General features: G+C 60.6%; 14 protein-coding genes. 9 read left to right on the plus strand and 5 right to left on the minus strand.

Annotation, left to right across the window (positions count from 1 at the left end; all coding sequences use genetic code 11):
* The first annotated feature begins 241 nt into the window (after positions 1-241).
* The 4 genes from egtD (at position 242) to AB0H71_RS16580 (ending at position 4,948) form a co-directional block, all read left to right on the plus strand.
* Positions 242-1,237 carry an L-histidine N(alpha)-methyltransferase gene (gene egtD / locus AB0H71_RS16565; RefSeq protein ID WP_357020958.1) on the plus strand — a complete coding sequence of 332 codons (996 nt, stop codon included), beginning with the start codon at positions 242-244 and terminating at the stop codon, positions 1,235-1,237.
* 279 nt (positions 1,238-1,516) lie between these two features.
* The gene (locus AB0H71_RS16570; RefSeq protein WP_357020961.1) at positions 1,517-2,614 is read left to right on the plus strand and encodes a glycosyltransferase family 4 protein; all 1,098 of its coding nucleotides are present in this window, start codon (positions 1,517-1,519) and stop codon (positions 2,612-2,614) included.
* Positions 2,611-4,254: a carbamoyltransferase C-terminal domain-containing protein gene (locus tag AB0H71_RS16575; protein ID WP_357020964.1), complete on the plus strand. Its 1,644-nt coding sequence runs from the start codon at positions 2,611-2,613 to the stop codon at positions 4,252-4,254. Before AB0H71_RS16570 ends, AB0H71_RS16575 begins: the two co-directional genes overlap by 4 nt.
* Positions 4,232-4,948 (plus strand): hypothetical protein, encoded by a 717-nt coding sequence (locus tag AB0H71_RS16580; RefSeq protein ID WP_357020967.1) that lies wholly within the window; start codon positions 4,232-4,234, stop codon positions 4,946-4,948. Before AB0H71_RS16575 ends, AB0H71_RS16580 begins: the two co-directional genes overlap by 23 nt.
* Before the next feature lie 28 nt (positions 4,949-4,976).
* Here AB0H71_RS16580 and hisS read toward each other — a convergent pair whose 3' ends face one another.
* Entirely contained in the window at positions 4,977-6,359 is a 1,383-nt protein-coding gene (gene hisS / locus AB0H71_RS16585; protein WP_357020970.1) for a histidine--tRNA ligase, read from the minus strand.
* A gap of 434 nt (positions 6,360-6,793) precedes the next feature.
* Here hisS and AB0H71_RS16590 point away from each other — a divergent pair, with 434 nt between their 5' ends.
* The 3 genes from AB0H71_RS16590 to hisG all read left to right on the plus strand — a co-directional run bounded on the left by AB0H71_RS16590 (position 6,794) and on the right by hisG (position 10,068).
* Entirely contained in the window at positions 6,794-8,296 is a 1,503-nt protein-coding gene (locus tag AB0H71_RS16590) for a GNAT family N-acetyltransferase (protein ID WP_357020973.1), read from the plus strand.
* A 2-nt stretch (positions 8,297-8,298) separates the two neighbouring features.
* Positions 8,299-9,030 (plus strand): M15 family metallopeptidase, encoded by a 732-nt coding sequence (locus AB0H71_RS16595; protein WP_357020976.1) that lies wholly within the window; start codon positions 8,299-8,301, stop codon positions 9,028-9,030.
* Positions 9,031-9,120: 90 nt separating this feature from the next.
* Positions 9,121-10,068, plus strand: a complete 948-nt coding sequence (gene hisG, locus AB0H71_RS16600; protein WP_357020980.1) for an ATP phosphoribosyltransferase — start codon at positions 9,121-9,123, stop codon at positions 10,066-10,068.
* Here hisG and AB0H71_RS16605 read toward each other — a convergent pair.
* The 3 genes from AB0H71_RS16605 to AB0H71_RS16615 form a co-directional block, all read right to left on the minus strand.
* Entirely contained in the window at positions 10,035-10,679 is a 645-nt protein-coding gene (locus AB0H71_RS16605; protein WP_357021937.1) for a GNAT family N-acetyltransferase, read from the minus strand. The two genes, hisG and AB0H71_RS16605, sit on opposite strands and share 34 nt — an antisense overlap.
* A 665-nt stretch (positions 10,680-11,344) precedes the next feature.
* Positions 11,345-11,524 carry a hypothetical protein gene (locus AB0H71_RS16610; protein ID WP_357020983.1) on the minus strand — a complete coding sequence of 60 codons (180 nt, stop codon included), beginning with the start codon at positions 11,522-11,524 and terminating at the stop codon, positions 11,345-11,347.
* Between the two features lie 38 nt (positions 11,525-11,562).
* Entirely contained in the window at positions 11,563-12,054 is a 492-nt protein-coding gene (locus tag AB0H71_RS16615; RefSeq protein ID WP_357020986.1) for a DNA-directed RNA polymerase subunit beta, read from the minus strand.
* A 308-nt stretch (positions 12,055-12,362) separates the two neighbouring features.
* Between AB0H71_RS16615 and AB0H71_RS16620 the strand changes: the two genes are divergently transcribed.
* Entirely contained in the window at positions 12,363-13,568 is a 1,206-nt protein-coding gene (locus AB0H71_RS16620) for a helix-turn-helix transcriptional regulator (RefSeq protein ID WP_357020989.1), read from the plus strand.
* A 122-nt stretch (positions 13,569-13,690) separates the two neighbouring features.
* Here the strand turns inward: AB0H71_RS16620 and AB0H71_RS16625 are convergent, their stop codons facing one another.
* The gene (locus AB0H71_RS16625) at positions 13,691-13,927 is read right to left on the minus strand and encodes a helix-turn-helix transcriptional regulator (RefSeq protein WP_357020992.1); all 237 of its coding nucleotides are present in this window, start codon (positions 13,925-13,927) and stop codon (positions 13,691-13,693) included.
* A gap of 227 nt (positions 13,928-14,154) precedes the next feature.
* On the opposite strand from AB0H71_RS16625, the gene AB0H71_RS16630 reads away from it, so the two are divergent.
* Positions 14,155-15,258 carry a hypothetical protein gene (locus AB0H71_RS16630; protein ID WP_357020995.1) on the plus strand — a complete coding sequence of 368 codons (1,104 nt, stop codon included), beginning with the start codon at positions 14,155-14,157 and terminating at the stop codon, positions 15,256-15,258.
* The last annotated feature ends 11 nt before the right edge of the window (positions 15,259-15,269 follow it).

The following is a 15,269-nucleotide window of genomic DNA, read 5'->3' on the forward strand; positions in this document are numbered from 1 at the left end:
GCCGGAAAGTTAGCCGGATGTCTACTCAAGTCGAACATTCGACGTTGCTTCACGCACGGCGCCTAGGGTTCTCCTTGAGATTGATCCGAATTCTCGTTGGCAACTCTTGACGCTACCGGTTAGCTGTCATGCGGGTGGGCACCCGAACGTCGAAATGACCGGGCAGATGCGGTGGTCTTCGCCGTATAATCTCTCAGGCGGGGGTCTTTTCCAAACTTCTTCTCGAACCTGGCAGGGTGCTATGACTACCACTGTTTTGATTAGCGACCGTTACGTAAAAGAACAGTTCCGTGCAGATGTGGTTACGGGACTGACGGCGACGCAGCGGTGGTTGCCATCCAAATGGCTCTACGACAAACATGGCAGCGAGCTTTTCGACCTCATCACTAGGCTCCCCGAGTACTATCCAACGCGCATCGAAAGTGAATTGCTTGTCGCACATGCCAGTGAGTTGGCCTCGATTGCGCAGCCGCACACGGTCGTCGAGCTAGGACCAGGTTCGGGTGCCAAAGCTGAGTTATTCCTGCTGCCGCTTATTTCGGCAGGTTTACGCTCATACGTTCCGATTGACTTTTCGGACGGCTGGCTGAGCGACGCTATCCGTTCTATGCTCGGGAAGTCCCACGTCGCCGTGTCCACGATTGTCGCTGACTACGAAACCCAACTTGGCCAACTGCCGGCATTTGCTGACCCGACGTTGATCGCGTTCCTGGGCGCATCGCTCGGCAACCTAATGCCGAAAAAGCGCATTGCCTTACTCAGGGAGATGGCGCATCTTCTCAACGAGGGCGGTTGCGTTTTGGTAGGTGTTGACTTGAGGAAATCTCCCGATGTGCTTATTCCCGCCTACGACGATAGCGCAGGGGTGACCGCCCGGTTCAACAAGAACGTGCTGTCGGTTATCAACAACGAGCTGCAGGCGGATTTCAACCTCGCCAATTTCGATCATGCCGCTACGTGGGAAGACGATCCGAGCTGGATCGAGATGCGGCTTTATGCCAACAAATCACACACTGTGCGGATCGACCGCGCCGAGCTTGAGGTGTCGTTCCGTGCGGGCGAATACATCCGTACCGAAATATCGGCAAAGTTTACTCGCCAACAGATGGCAGATGAACTAGCACAAGCAGGGCTGGGCCTGCACTCGTGGTGGACCGATGATCGGGGTTACTACGCGCTGTGTCTAGCGATCAAGGACGGGCGTGGATCGCTGCATCGCCCGCCAGATTCACAATGATAAATCCAGGAGGTCCGAGTGGTGGGGTCGTCATTCCCTCATTCCTTGATGATTAGCACCTACGATATCCGTGGCACGCTGAGCGGGGCGTCGGCACCGTGGCCCACCAGAGAATCAGGATTGGTTGGCCATACTCATCAGCTACTCGGCGGGTTGGCACGTTGTCACCCTCGGACCCGATTTTCCGTCACAATTACCGGCGGTCAGCGACTAGAACAGCTCGGCCAGCTGCGGACGCCGGAGGGAGCGACGGTCGGACTTTACCGGGTGGCGACGCACATGCCGCAGCTCATGGCAGGGAGCTCGAACCACAAGGACGCGGAGCTGGTCCGCCAGTTCTACGAGGACAGCGTCGAAGACCAGCGCAACCCCGTGTGGGCGTCGCTGGCGCGGCAGTATGCCTCGTGCGTGAATGCGGCCGAGACCTGCAATCTGCTGCTGCAGAACATCAATCCGCTGATTGCCGTCCTCAAGGCTATCGAGCTGGGGCTATTGGACTCTCGCCTCCGGATGACAGGGGTAATCCATGATAGCGCTGGTTCGCTCGGTCGCTTTCGCTACTTGGCCCGGCGTGTGATGGCCACCCGACGTTCGCAACTGTCGCTGATTGCCGTGTCGGAGTCTGTGCGGACGGCACTCTGCGAGGCCGGTGTGCCAGCCGAGCGCGTGCGCAAGGTGGTCAACGGCATGGACATCGAACCGTTTTCGCGGCGTATCCAGCGTATGCGCAGCGAAGACACATTTTCGGTCGTGCGCCAACGCAATCGAGTACCTTCCGACAAGAAGATCGTCCTGATGTCAGCACGTCGTGTGCCATGGAAGGGGCATGTCGATCTCATTCACGCCGTGACTCAATTAGTTTCGGCGGGTGATTTTGACAACAGCTGCGTGGTTATCAATGGCGCCGGGTTACAGGATTCTCGGTCGATGGGATACGACTCCGAACTGCGGCAGCTGATTTCCGGACTCCACTTGACCGATACTGTCTTCTTGCTCGATCAGCTCACGCAGGACGAGGTGGCAGCATGCTATGCGGCGGCGCATGTCGCTGTGCTGCCGTCGCGGGAACCAGAGCCGTTCGGCTACGCAAATATCGAAGCCATGCTGGCTGGGGTGCCGGTGGTGGCCACGGCTCACGGTGGTCCCTTGGAATACATCACCGATAGCGTCTCCGGTCTTCTTATACCTCCCGATCATCCGGCAGCACTGGCAACTGCGCTTCGCCGGCTATTACGCGATCCGGACCTGCACGACAGGATCGGTAGCGCAGGCCGGGCCAGTGCCCGCAGATTCACACTTGACGCAATGGTCGATGGCTACGAGGCAGTGATTCGCAGTCAGACCGTGGGGACAATCGAGAGGGGGATTACGAGATGACGTACATCCTGGGTGTCAACGCCGGAAGCTACACCTATCACGACGCGGCGGCCTGTGTGGTCGACGGCCGCGGCGAGATACTGGCCTTCATCGAAGAGGAACGGCTGTCGAGAATCCGGCACGCACCGAACGTCCGGTTTCCGATCTTCGCCGTCGCCAGATGCTTGCAGTTGGCAGCCATCGACCCCGGCGAGATTGATGCTGTCGCGGTTGGCTGGAACGAACCGCGCCACCACCGCCTCGGCGATGGCCGGTGGGCATTCGACAGTCCGCGAGAACTACTGGCCGCATTGGGCATCCAACGCTCGCGCCTGCCCGACGTGTATTTCGTGCCACACCACCTTGCCCACGCGGTCTCAGCTTTCTACGGCAGTGACTTCGAGGAAGCGGCGGTCGCGGTGGTGGACGGCAACGGCGAGGATGAGTCGACCTCGATCTACCGGGCTCAGCGCGGGCAGCCGTTAATCAGACTGGAACGCTGGCCGCAAATCCACAGCCTGGGTCATCTCTATGAGGCGGCCAGCGACTGGCTCGGCTTGGGCAAGCGGGGCGCGGGCAAAACGATGGGGCTCGCCGCGTACGGTGCCGATCTCGACCTAGACGACCCTGGGTGGATCGTCCCTCTTGGAGACCAGTTGATTTCGGCGCTCGGCGACGATGCCCGCGCCGACTACGAATCCACCCGGCCACGCTGGCGTAAGCGCATCTCGGACTATGCCGGTGCATCCGGGCCACGTCATCGAGCCGCGGAGCTACACATGGACGGGACCGCGGTAAGGGTGGCAACAGCGGTCCAGCGAACGACCGAGCACGTCATGCGGTGGCTGACCGATCGAGCACGGGCTCTCGCCAACACGGAATCACTGTGCCTGGCCGGCGGCGTCGGACTCAACTGCGCCGCCAACGGCCTGCTGCCACAACCGGTCTACGTCCCCCCGGTTCCGCACGATGCGGGAGTGGCGCTCGGGGCAGCGTGGTCTCTGGTGCCGCCACGAACGGCACAGCTGTTGTCTCCGTTCACTGGCGGTGCCCCCGGCAACGCGGAGGCTGGCCGCGAGATTGGCGCCAGCCAGCCACTCGATGTCGACTCCGTTGCCGAGCTGCTGCTGCGCGGTGCGGTCGTGGGCATATGCCGAGGCCGGAGCGAAGTGGGGCCGCGGGCGCTGTGCCATCGGTCTCTACTGGCCTCCCCCGTACATGTCGATATGCGCGACCACATGAATCGGGTCAAACGGCGTGAGGGCTGGAGGCCGTTCGGGCCAGTCACCCATGGCCCGAGCGACTTGTGGAAGCCCACCGGGTTCTTGGAGCGCTACATGATCGGAGCCACGACGCTCACTGACAGCGGCGAAGGCACGATCCCCGCGGTTCGGCATGTTGACGGTACGACCCGACCACAGCAACTAATGCGAGAGGATGAGAGATTTATCGCCGATGTGCTTGACGAGCTAGTGAAGCGGGGCCATCCGCCAGTGCTGCTTAACACGTCCTTCAACGGTCCCGGCGAACCGATTGTCGAGACGGCCGATCAGGCGCTGCGCTGTGCTGCTCGGCTGGGCGTGGATGCCGTCGTGGCAGAAGAAGATCTGGTGCTGTTTTCGGGAGCAGTGGGGGGCGATGTCGATGCCGCAGCTTCGTAAGCCTCCACCATCGGCTTACACACTGATCGGTGACGGGGAACACAGCCAAGTCTTCCGCCGCCACAGCAGCCGCTACTGCATCCAGTTGTTCACGCTCAATTGCCCAGAGCTGACGCCGCACAAAGTGCGGCTTGAATACGACTACCTCCGCAAGGTGTATGACGCTCTGCCCCAACTCATCCCGTGGCAGCGGCTGTTCGTGCGGAGTCTAAATCACCACATCTCCGAAGCTGTGGTGGTCAAGCGGTGGGTCCATACTGACGTCATGCTGCCGCTGGGTCGCATCCGGCGCACGCAGCTCCGCCACGGCACCGCGGCTCAGCTCGATCAGTTCATCGCCATCACGCGGACGCTTGTAGAGAACGCTCAGCGGCGGCCGACTCTCCTGCCCGACATCTTTGACGACCGCTTCCGCAACCTAGTCATCGACCGGGCCGGAGATCTCCGGCTTTTGGATACGAACCGCCTAGTCAATACAAACGCACTCAGAGCACTTGCGTCAGACGAAACACTCGACATCACGCGCCACTGGATTCACGGCCGCTTCTTCCGGAGAATGATCTATTTGGAAGCGGCTTTTCGCGAACGCACGACTCGGGAACTGCAGCATGATCCGCTGTATCGGCGCTACCTCTCTCCTGACGATTTCGAGGCCCTTGTCCAAGAAAGTCGCACGAGACACGAATTCGTGTAACTGTCCTGGACGGCCCGGGTTGACATCGTTACTCGGTCGACAGGATGGATTGGACGGTAGTCAGGAGGTCTGCTCGGGCGATCTCTCGTTGGCTACCCGACTGCAGATCCTTGACGGTCAGCGTGCCTTTGGCGAGTTCATCGTCACCGGCGATAACGGCGATGTCGAAGCCTTTGCGGGAGGCATACTTCAGCTGTCCGCCCAGACGCTTGTTGTCGATATAGACCTCGGTGTTGATTCCGGCGGTTCGCAGCTCGTTGGCAATGCCAAAGTAGTCAGCCATGCGGGTCTCGTTCATCGCCGCCACCATGACTTGCGACGGTGTCGACCTGCTGGTGGCCACGATCCCAGCCTGGACCAACCGTGAGAACAGGCGGGTCAATCCAATCGAGATGCCGACGCCCGGCAACTGCTTGTTGGTGAAGTGGCTTGCCAAATTATCGTAACGTCCACCCGAGCAGATGCTGCCGAGGCTGGGGTGATCAACAAGGACCGTCTCATAGACCGTGCCTGTGTAGTAGTCCAAGCCGCGGGCGATTCTCAGATCGACGGCAAAGAAGTCGTCCGGAACTCCGAGCGCTCGCACTGATACAACGACGGTCTTCAGCTCTTCGACGCCCTCCTTCAGCTTGAGGCCGGCCGTACCGGTACCGTCGCTGTCCTGCGTCGACTGCACGCTGTCCAGGTAGGCGAGGAGGGCATCTGTATCGCCGTCGTACGTGACAAACTCGATCAAGCGTCGTATCCCGGCGGCATCTAGATCGGTATCGGCCCCAAGTTCAGTCATGACCCTGTTGACTCCGATCTTTTCGAGCGAGTCAACAATTTGCAGCGCTGCGCGCGACTGCTCTTCCGAGCCAACGCCGAGGACTTCCAGAAAACCTTGAAGGACCTTGCGGTTGCTCACCCTGATTTTGAAGCGTCCGATATCCATGGCCGAAAAGACATGATAAATCACGCTGGGAATTTCCGCGTCAGCGAACAAACTGAGCTGTTCGTTGCCGATGATGTCGATATCGCATTGGTAAAACTCACGGAAGCGGCCCGACTGCGGGCGCTCACCACGCCATACCTTCTGGATCTGGTAACGGCGGAACGGGAAAGTCAACTGGTCCTGCCGAGTCGCGACATACCGCGCGAGGGGCACCGTCAGGTCGAAGTGCAGCGCCAGCCCGGTCGAATCGTCTTCTTCTTCGTTGGCCGCCAGCCGAGCAAGCGAATAGATTTGCTTTTCATTTTCGCTACCCGCCTTTGCGAGCAGCACTTCCTGACGCTCGACGGCAGGGGTCTCGATTGCCGAGAAGCCAAAGCGCTCGTATCCCTGTCGGATGATGTCGAGCAGCCGGTTGAAAGCAAGTTGTTCTTCTGGGGTGTACTCTGGAAAACCGCTAATAGATGTTGGGGCTGTCATACTTTCTCCTTCACTAAATATCATTCATCATGTCTTTGGCGTCAAGCTCATCTTATCCGCGACCCGACGAACGACCGACAGTCACGCCGCTGTCGCATGGAACTTCGCCGCCACTGCCGGTTGCAGATACCAAACGGCGGCTTGGTTGATCACAACTTCAGACTCGGCGGAATGTTTTCTTTCGCGACGCGTTCAGCCAGGCCGCTCGGTACGCTCGCCCCAGAGGATAGACGCTACGCGGGCCACCGGGGAAACCGAATGCTGACTGGCACTATTTTTGGTGCGCCCAAGGCGAAAGGAGGAATCTGGTATCAAATTGCCGCTTGACACCCTGAGTGACAGATGATAAACTGGCAAAGTTATGTCAAATGCCAGCAGTAGTGTAGATGAGACTCTGAGTGCCGCCTTCGACCGCGGTTTTTTTGTCGTTCAGGTTGTCCATCATCACCATCTGTCGCCAGGCGCTGCTGGCTAGCCGCTTCCCTACGGTCTCCAGGCCGAACGAAGACGCCAGCATCGGCTGGCGTTTTGTTCTTTTGGCTAACACTAAATGGAGACTTGAAGCAATGACATCTGATGCCCAGCGGCTGATACCTGCCGCGCTGACCTACACAAGCGTCACCGATCTCGACGGCCTCCATCCGGACACATTCGCCGAGGCCATTGAGGTCTACCGCCAGGCGTTCCGAGCAGAGCCGTACCGTGAGGAGTTCAGCGAGACGGCCGCCCGCGAGGCGCTGGATTACCTGTTTAGCAAGGGTGGCGACCTCATCCTCGGTTCGCTCGACGGCCGGGTCGTTGCCCTGTCCGGTGGTTACCCGCAGGGTGCTGGCTATTTCATCGAAGAAATGGCTGTGCTCCCCGCGTTCCAGCAGCAAGGCATCGGCCGTCTGATGCTGCGTGCCCTGCAGCAAACCAATCAGGCTCGGCAAGCTGACTGGCACGAGATCCGAACTACTGCCAAGAATGTTGTCGCACGCGGACTGTACCGCTCGGAGGGCTTTGTCGACGTACCCCCCACACAGGCAGCAGCACACCTGCGGACGGACGGCAGAGTGGCAGTCGACGAGCGGGCCTACCTGGTCTGCCGGAAGAATGAGCAGATGAACATCGAACCCGCTGACCGGTTGCGCCGCGTCGTAGTCGCCTATCCGGGCGGCAACGCGACTGCGGTGGTCTTTGACCAGCTGCTCGGCGCTGACCGAGAGGATCTGAATACCCGGCTGATCCGCGCCCTGGGCGAACAGTATCCCGAACTGCCTGGGGTCGAGCAGTGCTGCTTCGTGACAACCCCCGACCACGACCCGAGCGCCATCGGCCGTATGGAGATGTTCGGCGGAGAGTTCTGCGGCAACGCTGCCCGTAGCGTCATCTGGTCGATCATCGGTGACCAGGACTACGCAGGCTCAATCGAGGTTTCCGGGGTCGCCCGTGTGTTGCGGTTCGAAGTCCACGCTGGAACTGTCGAGCTCGATATGCCCTTGCCAAGTGGTAGTAGTGCAACGCGATCGGTAGACGAAGGGACGCTGGTCGAGCTGGAGGGGATCACCCACCTGGTCGTAACCGGCCCTCTTTCCAGGGGCCGACTGACTCCCCGCGAACTGCTGACCCAGCTGCTCGCCCAAGGAGCGTACGACCTCAACAAGATGCCAGCGGTCGGCGTATCTTACTATGACCCGGACACCAGCGCCGCAGACTTCAGTGTATGGGTTCGAGACGTCAACACAGTGTTCGATGAGACTGCCTGCGGCAGCGGTACGAGTGCCATCGGCATCGCGCTCGCAGAAGCGGCGAGGAAAGACATATCGCTGAACGTCGTCCAGCCATCCGGCGAAACTATCGCCACTAGGGCAACATATGCCGCTTCGGGCGTCGGATCGTCGGCCATCGCCGGTCCAGTAAAAGTAATGTTTGACGGAGAGGTTCAACTGTCATGAGTATGAGTAAGAAAGATATATACCAACTGCTAGAGCAGAAGATGCTCAGTTACAGGGATTACATGGATATCCCTGTCATCCCCGAAGAAGATGAAGTGGGCTTTGTGCCTGTGCAGCCATCGACAGTTCTCGGCGTCAATCCGATGAGTCGCGATTCTATTCAATACACTGGCAACGAGATCATGTTGCGCAGCGCTGTCGCCGACAAGCTCTACTGGGCCGGCCAAGAGTTGAAGACGCTGGACAAGCACCTGCAACTGGAGCTGGTTTACGGCTACCGCGCCTTGGAGGTACAAGAAGAGCTGTTCCAAGAAGCCCGTAGTTCCCTGGCGGCTGAGTACGACGACGAGCAAGAGTTGCTTGCAGCGGCTCACCGACAGATTGCGGTGCCGGACGTCGCCGGCCACCCGACAGGCGGGGCCGTCGACGTGCATATCCTGCGTGATGGAGAGCCGGTCGGCATGGGCACCAAAGTGTGGGACTATTCGACTCGCGATGCATTCACGTTTTCTCCTTTCATTTCGCGCGAGGCGTGGGAAAATCGGCAACTGCTGCGTCGCGCCATGATGGCAGCCGGCTTTGCTCCATTCGACGGCGAGTGGTGGCACTTCTCGTACGGCGACAAAGAATGGGCCAAATATTACGGCAAAGAGGGTGCGCTCTACGGCCAGGTGGCGGCCCAGGACATTGACATCCGAAAGACGATTGACGAGCTTTCGTCGTCGACTCGCTGAAATCTATGAACTTTAGAGAGTAGAAAATGAAGCATAAGCACGTAAACCTCATTTGCCGAAGGCTACGCACTTCAGAAGGGCTGAGTAGTCGTGTTCTCTGAGAAGAACAAACTTCGTCTAGGTATCCCGAAGGGGAGCCTGCAGGAATCAACGATGGCCATGTTCGAACGCGTTGGTCTGCAATTCAAGGGAGAGTCCCGGACGCTGTGGCTTAGTTCGAACGATCCTGAAATCGTCCCGGTCCTCCTCAAGCCTCAGGAAATTCCCGGATATGTACGGTCCGGTCGGCTCGACGCCGGACTTTCTGGTCGCGACTGGATCGTTGAACAAGACGTTCTTCAGCACATCAAGGTCCTGTTGGAGTTGCCGTTTTCTCGCCAGACTAACAACCCGGTTCGCTGGGTGCTCGCTGTCCCGGAAGCCTCTGAGATCCACACCATCGAGGATCTTCGCAAGGTCTGCGACTACCGACGCAACAACGGCGAACCGTTCACTATCTCGACTGAACTGATGCGTATCTCAAAGATGTGGCTCGCGCGGCAGAGAGTTGACGCTATTGCCGAGTTCTCCTGGGGTGCAACGGAAGCCAAGGCTGAATACTTTGCAGACGCTATCATCGAAGGTACCGAAACTGGTGCATCGCTACGCGCTAACCACCTACGCGAAATTGCCGAAGTCTTTAGGTCGTCGAATCAGTTTTTCGTCAATCGCCGTGTCTACAAAGATGACGAATGGAAGCGCGCTAAGCTGGATGGTCTGACCCATCTGCTACGCAGTGCCCTTAAAGCCCACGACTACGTCGAACTACATATCTTAGCGCGTAAGCGCTTGGACCTCGCAGCTATTGCTGGTGATCAAGGCCGCATCTCTCATATGGGCGGTCCCGTCGATGGCGGCATGTTTTCGACAAGCCTCACCATCCGCAAGGATCAGGTTCCCCGCGTGATGCCTGCGGTGATCGCTGCTGGGGCTTCCGACGTATGGGTGGCGCCTATGTCGATCTATTACAGCGAAGGGGCGGACGCCGGGTTGGCGTGATAATCAACGGTCCGTGCAGGTTGCGGTTGCGCCGTTCGGAGTTCGGCCACGATTGCGACCGCATCACCCTTCTCCCTATGGAAACCATGGCTGGTGAGTTGCGATTCGAAGTGTCCCTGTGGGTTCCACGGGTAGTCCCCCAAGATTCGTTCGCGGTAGACACTACGACAGATTCCCGACTGGCGTTCGAAGCGAGCGGTGGCAACGCCATTTATGTTTGCCTGTAAGAAGTCGGCCACAGCTCGACCTCTAGGGCTATTATAGGGCACCTCGAAAGGATAGATAGTTCCGAGTGTGCTGTAGCGGTGCATTACGATTGGATTTTGAGTTCGACCAGCCACCCATCCTATGTCGCAAGCATGCAGCTCGGCGAGTGCCTCGGTTAGCGCCGCACCAGCATAGCCATTGCCTTGCATTGATTTTCGGACGCAGATACTCTCCTCCCACATCAACGAGCGACTATGGAGCCGGGCCGTTGGCACCGAATAGAGCGCGTAGCCATTGATCGTGCCATCGGACGACTCAAGTAGGCCAAGGATGCGGGAGCGACGCACTGTCGCCTCGATGCGCTCAGGACTCCAGCCATCTATGGTGAACCCGTCTCGAAACACGTCGTGGATCTTGGGAGTTATCAATTTCAACTCCTCATTGCTCAGTGTGGATGGCTTCCGGAAAATCCACGCGTACGGCAATTTAGGGCCTCTCCGTCAAATCGTAAGGACGTGAACCACAGTTTAGCCTCTTAAAGCTGTGCCGTGTGCTGGTGTGCGGCAACGGCAATCTGCTGCTACCACGGCGATCTCGGTGTCGAACCCGGTGATAGTGGAGCTGTTCAGCTGCCCGCGCCTTGCGCAACACCAGGGTCATCGCAAAGCGACGGCCGCTGGGGTTTGACCGCAGTTGTTCCACGCAGGCGGACCACCGGGTCTCGAAGTGCTGTTTACGGTGGTTGACCAGTTGCGGGCAGTGAAGGAGCTGCTTTACCGGCACCAGCCAGCCCGGCACACCAGGCTCCTCTCGATTGCATGACCGTCGGGTGCTCCAGGGCATTCCTGTTCACCGGGATCGCTTGGAGAGCCTGTCGCTGGAGTTCGCTTCGGGTCCGGGATGATCTGCTGGCGTCAGCTCAGCGACTGACAGAACGCTTGTTGTCTTCGACCTATTGCTGCGGCTCGCCAGGTCACAGATTGGTCGCACGCTACCCGCCACCGAACGCTGTAGCAGACGCATCGGCCACAGGAACAGAACTTTTCGAAGGCGAAAGCGATGCCGATGGTCACGGCTCCAGGTACAGCCGCTCGTTCGGCAATCGCGGCAACTCGTTGGCGCCGAAGGCGGCGACGTTGACCGCCTCGACGTAGTGCCGCTGCTGGTGCTCCTGGACGAACAACAGTGCCGCCGTCAGGCAGGCGGCGAAGTCGAACTGAGTACCGTGCATGACCACAGACAGCCGCACATCGGGCTCATCCGGTAGCGGCGAGGTGGCAGAGAAGCTCATCGGTACACCGCCCGCGCACTCAGCTCCATACGCACCGATGCCAGCACCACCAATGCGGACGGACAGAAGGTACTGCGCGCCGGGAAGATCCAGCCCCGGAACTGCGCTCCTCGATCCGCGGGCGACGGCAGTGCGATCCGCTGGCCACCGCGCAGGATCCGAACGCCGTAGTGCTGAAGCATCGCTTCGTCGCGTACTACCCGGATCGGCGCGTCAGCTCGGGTGAGTAGCGTCCACGTGTGGCTGCGCGGGTGCGAGATGATCGGCCCGCCGCCACCGTGGCGGCGATCCAAGTGCATCTTGACGCCTTGCCCCAGTGCGGCAGGCATCGAGATCGCCCACAACCGGCCGGTCGTGAAGAAGATCCTGCCGGTGGGAGGTTCGAGTACCGCGGGCAGCTGGCAGACGCTTTGGTAGTAGGTACAACGCGAGCGGGGTGTGTCACCGCTCATGCGTGGCAGCACTGAGCTGCGAGCCGCGTTCGTCATGGGGGTGCCTCTCCGGTGTCCTCAACAGAGGAAGGGCACCCGGTACCGGGGGCGGTAGCCACTGGCCTGCCACCTTGGCGGCCAATGCGCCGAACGGGGGTTGTTTGGCGTCGGCCCGGTACCGGGTGCGGAACCGACGGTAAGCCGCCTGAACGGCCGAAAACGGGCCCGAATTGGCGGTTGTTCTGGAATATAAGGACGGCGGTATATGGTCGGGCGAGGGGCGCGAAACCCCCTCCCGCAATGGCACTCTCAGGTCGAGATTGCCCGCATCCGAGCGCAGCCTCAACTAAACCAGGGTGACCAGAATGCATATAATTACCGGTGAGGTCATTCGCCGAGTTCGCCGTTCGCTCGGGATGACGCAGACCGAGCTCGGTGCCATTCTCGGCTATACCCAACCTGCAATCTCGCAGCTGGAGCGTGGTGGCGCGGGGGTACACGATGTCCGTGTACTACGTCGTGTAGCCCGCGCGCTGCATGTTCCGCTGTCTATCCTGGTAGTGGAGTCGGACGAGGAGGCGGACGTGGATCGTCGCAACTTCTTCAGAGCTGGAGCGCTCGGCGCCGCGGGCGCTGCTGGTGCCGGTTCACCTGCCCAAGCCGTGCCCCCAGCCGACATAAGGGTAGGCGCGAGCGATGTCGCTGCGATCAACGCCAGCCTGAATCAGATTCATGAGCTCGATCTGATCGTCGGAGGCGACCGGTTGTGTCGGACAGCCGCCAATGAGGTGCGCTACGTCCAGCATCTGCTGGCCAGCGGCACCTACTCCGAGGAGACCGGCCGGGCACTTGCCAGCGCTGGCGCCGAGATGATGACGGCTGCCGGCTGGGTGCACTACGACGCTGGTCGTATCGACGACGCGCGCCACTACTACGCCGATGCCGCCCAGTCCGCCACTGCCGCGGGCGATGGGATCGCCGGTGCCCATGCGCTGCTGAATGCTGGCATCGTGGCCTTCCGCGAAGGCAACCGGCCGCGTGATGGCGTCAATCTCACCCAGGCGGCGCAGCGATCGGCGGCGAGACACGGTGGCCCGAGACTGCGCGCTCTTTGCGCAATTCGCGAGGCCGAGGCCCAGGGTGCAGTGAATGACACATCGTCGATGGCTGGTGCCGTCAGCCGGGCGCACCGTGCCTACGATTCCACCCGCGGTCACGACCCGGAATGGGTCTACCTTCCAGAGGCTGAACTGACCGGGTTGATCGGCCTCGCCTTCACGCGGGCGGGCGACTTTCGGCAGGCGGATGCTCACCTGCGCGCGGCGGTCGACAGCTCGACTGCTTGGCCTCGTGAGCACTGGCACTGGCAGGTGCACCTGGCGCAGAACTACCTCGCCGCCGGGGATGTCGCTGCCTCGTGTGCGCTGCTCTCGGCGAACCTGCACACGTTCAAAGGGTTGGCCTCGACCCGCCTGGACGCGGATATTGAGAAGGTCGCTCAGGCCGTGCAGCCGCTCTACAAGGTGCCAGAGGTCAAGGAGTTCCTGGAGCTCCGCGCGGCTGGGGTCTGAACCCCGGTTGCCTCGGATTCGACGCTTCGAAGCTGCAGCGACCACCGATCGGCGTCGTCGGCGTCGCACTCCTGCCCGATTGTGAAGCACGCCTCCCTCCTCGGCCTCGTCACCTCACACTGCTATTCGTCTTCGATCTGGTCGACAATCTGCCTGAGCCTGGTGTCCAGGGCGCGCACCACGTGCAGCAGCTCGATCACATCCAGTCGTCGCTCGCCGGTTTCGTACTTGCTGACGAACGACTGCGGCACGTCGAGGCGCCGGGCGACCTCCACCTGAGTCAGCCCAGCCTCCAGGCGCAGCTGCCGCAAAAACGCGCAAAGGCGCTGGTACTCGGCCGAATAGATCGACTTTTCCACAAGGTCAACCGCACCTTGCGAAACTCAATATCCCAATTTAGGATATTTGGCACCGGTTGCGGGCGGTACCGGCCGGCGACCAGTAAGGGAGGTGGAGCATGGGTGGCGACGGCAGCGGCAAGTAGGCCGCCATGAACGGGAGCCGCAGCGGCGTGGACATCGGAGCCGCTGCGGCTCTTCGTCTTTCGGTCCACGAGTATTTTGTTCTGCTACAATAAGAGCAGAATATGGAAGACCCGCAAGACCGCATCGTCAAGCTCCAAACCATCATCGCCGCGATCGTTGTGGCGGTCATCGGTGTCGCGCTCATGATCTTCGAGGCACAACTTCCGCACCTGCCCGGGGTTGCCTGGCTCGCCTTCTTCCCGTGGAGCGAAGTTGGCGGCACCCTCCTGGTGGCCGGGGTACTCGGGCTCGGCATCGACTACGTCACCAGCCGCGATCGTGATCGCCGCGATACAGCGCGACTCACTCGCGTGCTGCGGGACTCTGCACCTGCCATGCGGGACGCCGTCGTTGAGGGTTTCGCCTTCGGGCGCGAAGACCTCGCCCGGGTCTCCAGCCCCGAGACGCTGGACGATGTCATCGTCAACAGCCTGGCGCTACGGCTCGGCGATAAGACCTTCGCCTCCGAGGTGTACGACGACATCCGCGCCCAGGCGGTGAAAGCGCCGGAACGATGGCACGACGTCTCGGTCGAGATTCGTCTCTCTCCGCTTCCTGCTGACTCCGCGGGCGCACCGGCACTGTTCAGCGTCAGCGTGCGGTGGGAGTACAACGTCGTCCCTGCGCGCAGAGCCAAGCGCTTCGCGGTTACTTCGGACTGGGCGGAGTACACCGACCTCTTGCAGAACGACCCCGGGACGTCGGCATGGTTCCTGTCGCCGAAGCCGGGCGTGCGCGTCGCCGATCGGGAGGCGTTCGAGCTTGTTCAGTTCACCGTCGACGGCCGTGAGCAGCCGATCCGCCGGGTCACTCGGAAGAACGGTCAGGTCTACACCGTCGATCTCGGCCCAGGATCCGAAGGCGCCAACAGCCCAGTCCGGATGGCCTACACCTACCGCACTGTCACCGAGCAGCGCGGCAACCTCCTCTACGCCGACATCGAACAGCCGACCCGCGGCATCACGGTCGAACTCGACTACGGCGACTGCGCCATCGAGCGCGTGAGCGTTGTCGACTTCATCGCCAGTAGTCGCGGAGCGACGATCGAGCGATCACCCGAGTCTGTTCCAGGCAAGGTGGTCCGGGTCGCCTTCGACGGCTGGGCGCTGCCGAGGAGCGGCGTCGGCTTCGTCTGGGTTCTTGAACCTGGTGACGCCCCCGGATAAACACCACACTG

This window comes from Nocardia sp. NPDC050697 (assembly GCF_040654395.1).
GTDB lineage: Bacteria > Actinomycetota > Actinomycetes > Mycobacteriales > Mycobacteriaceae > Nocardia.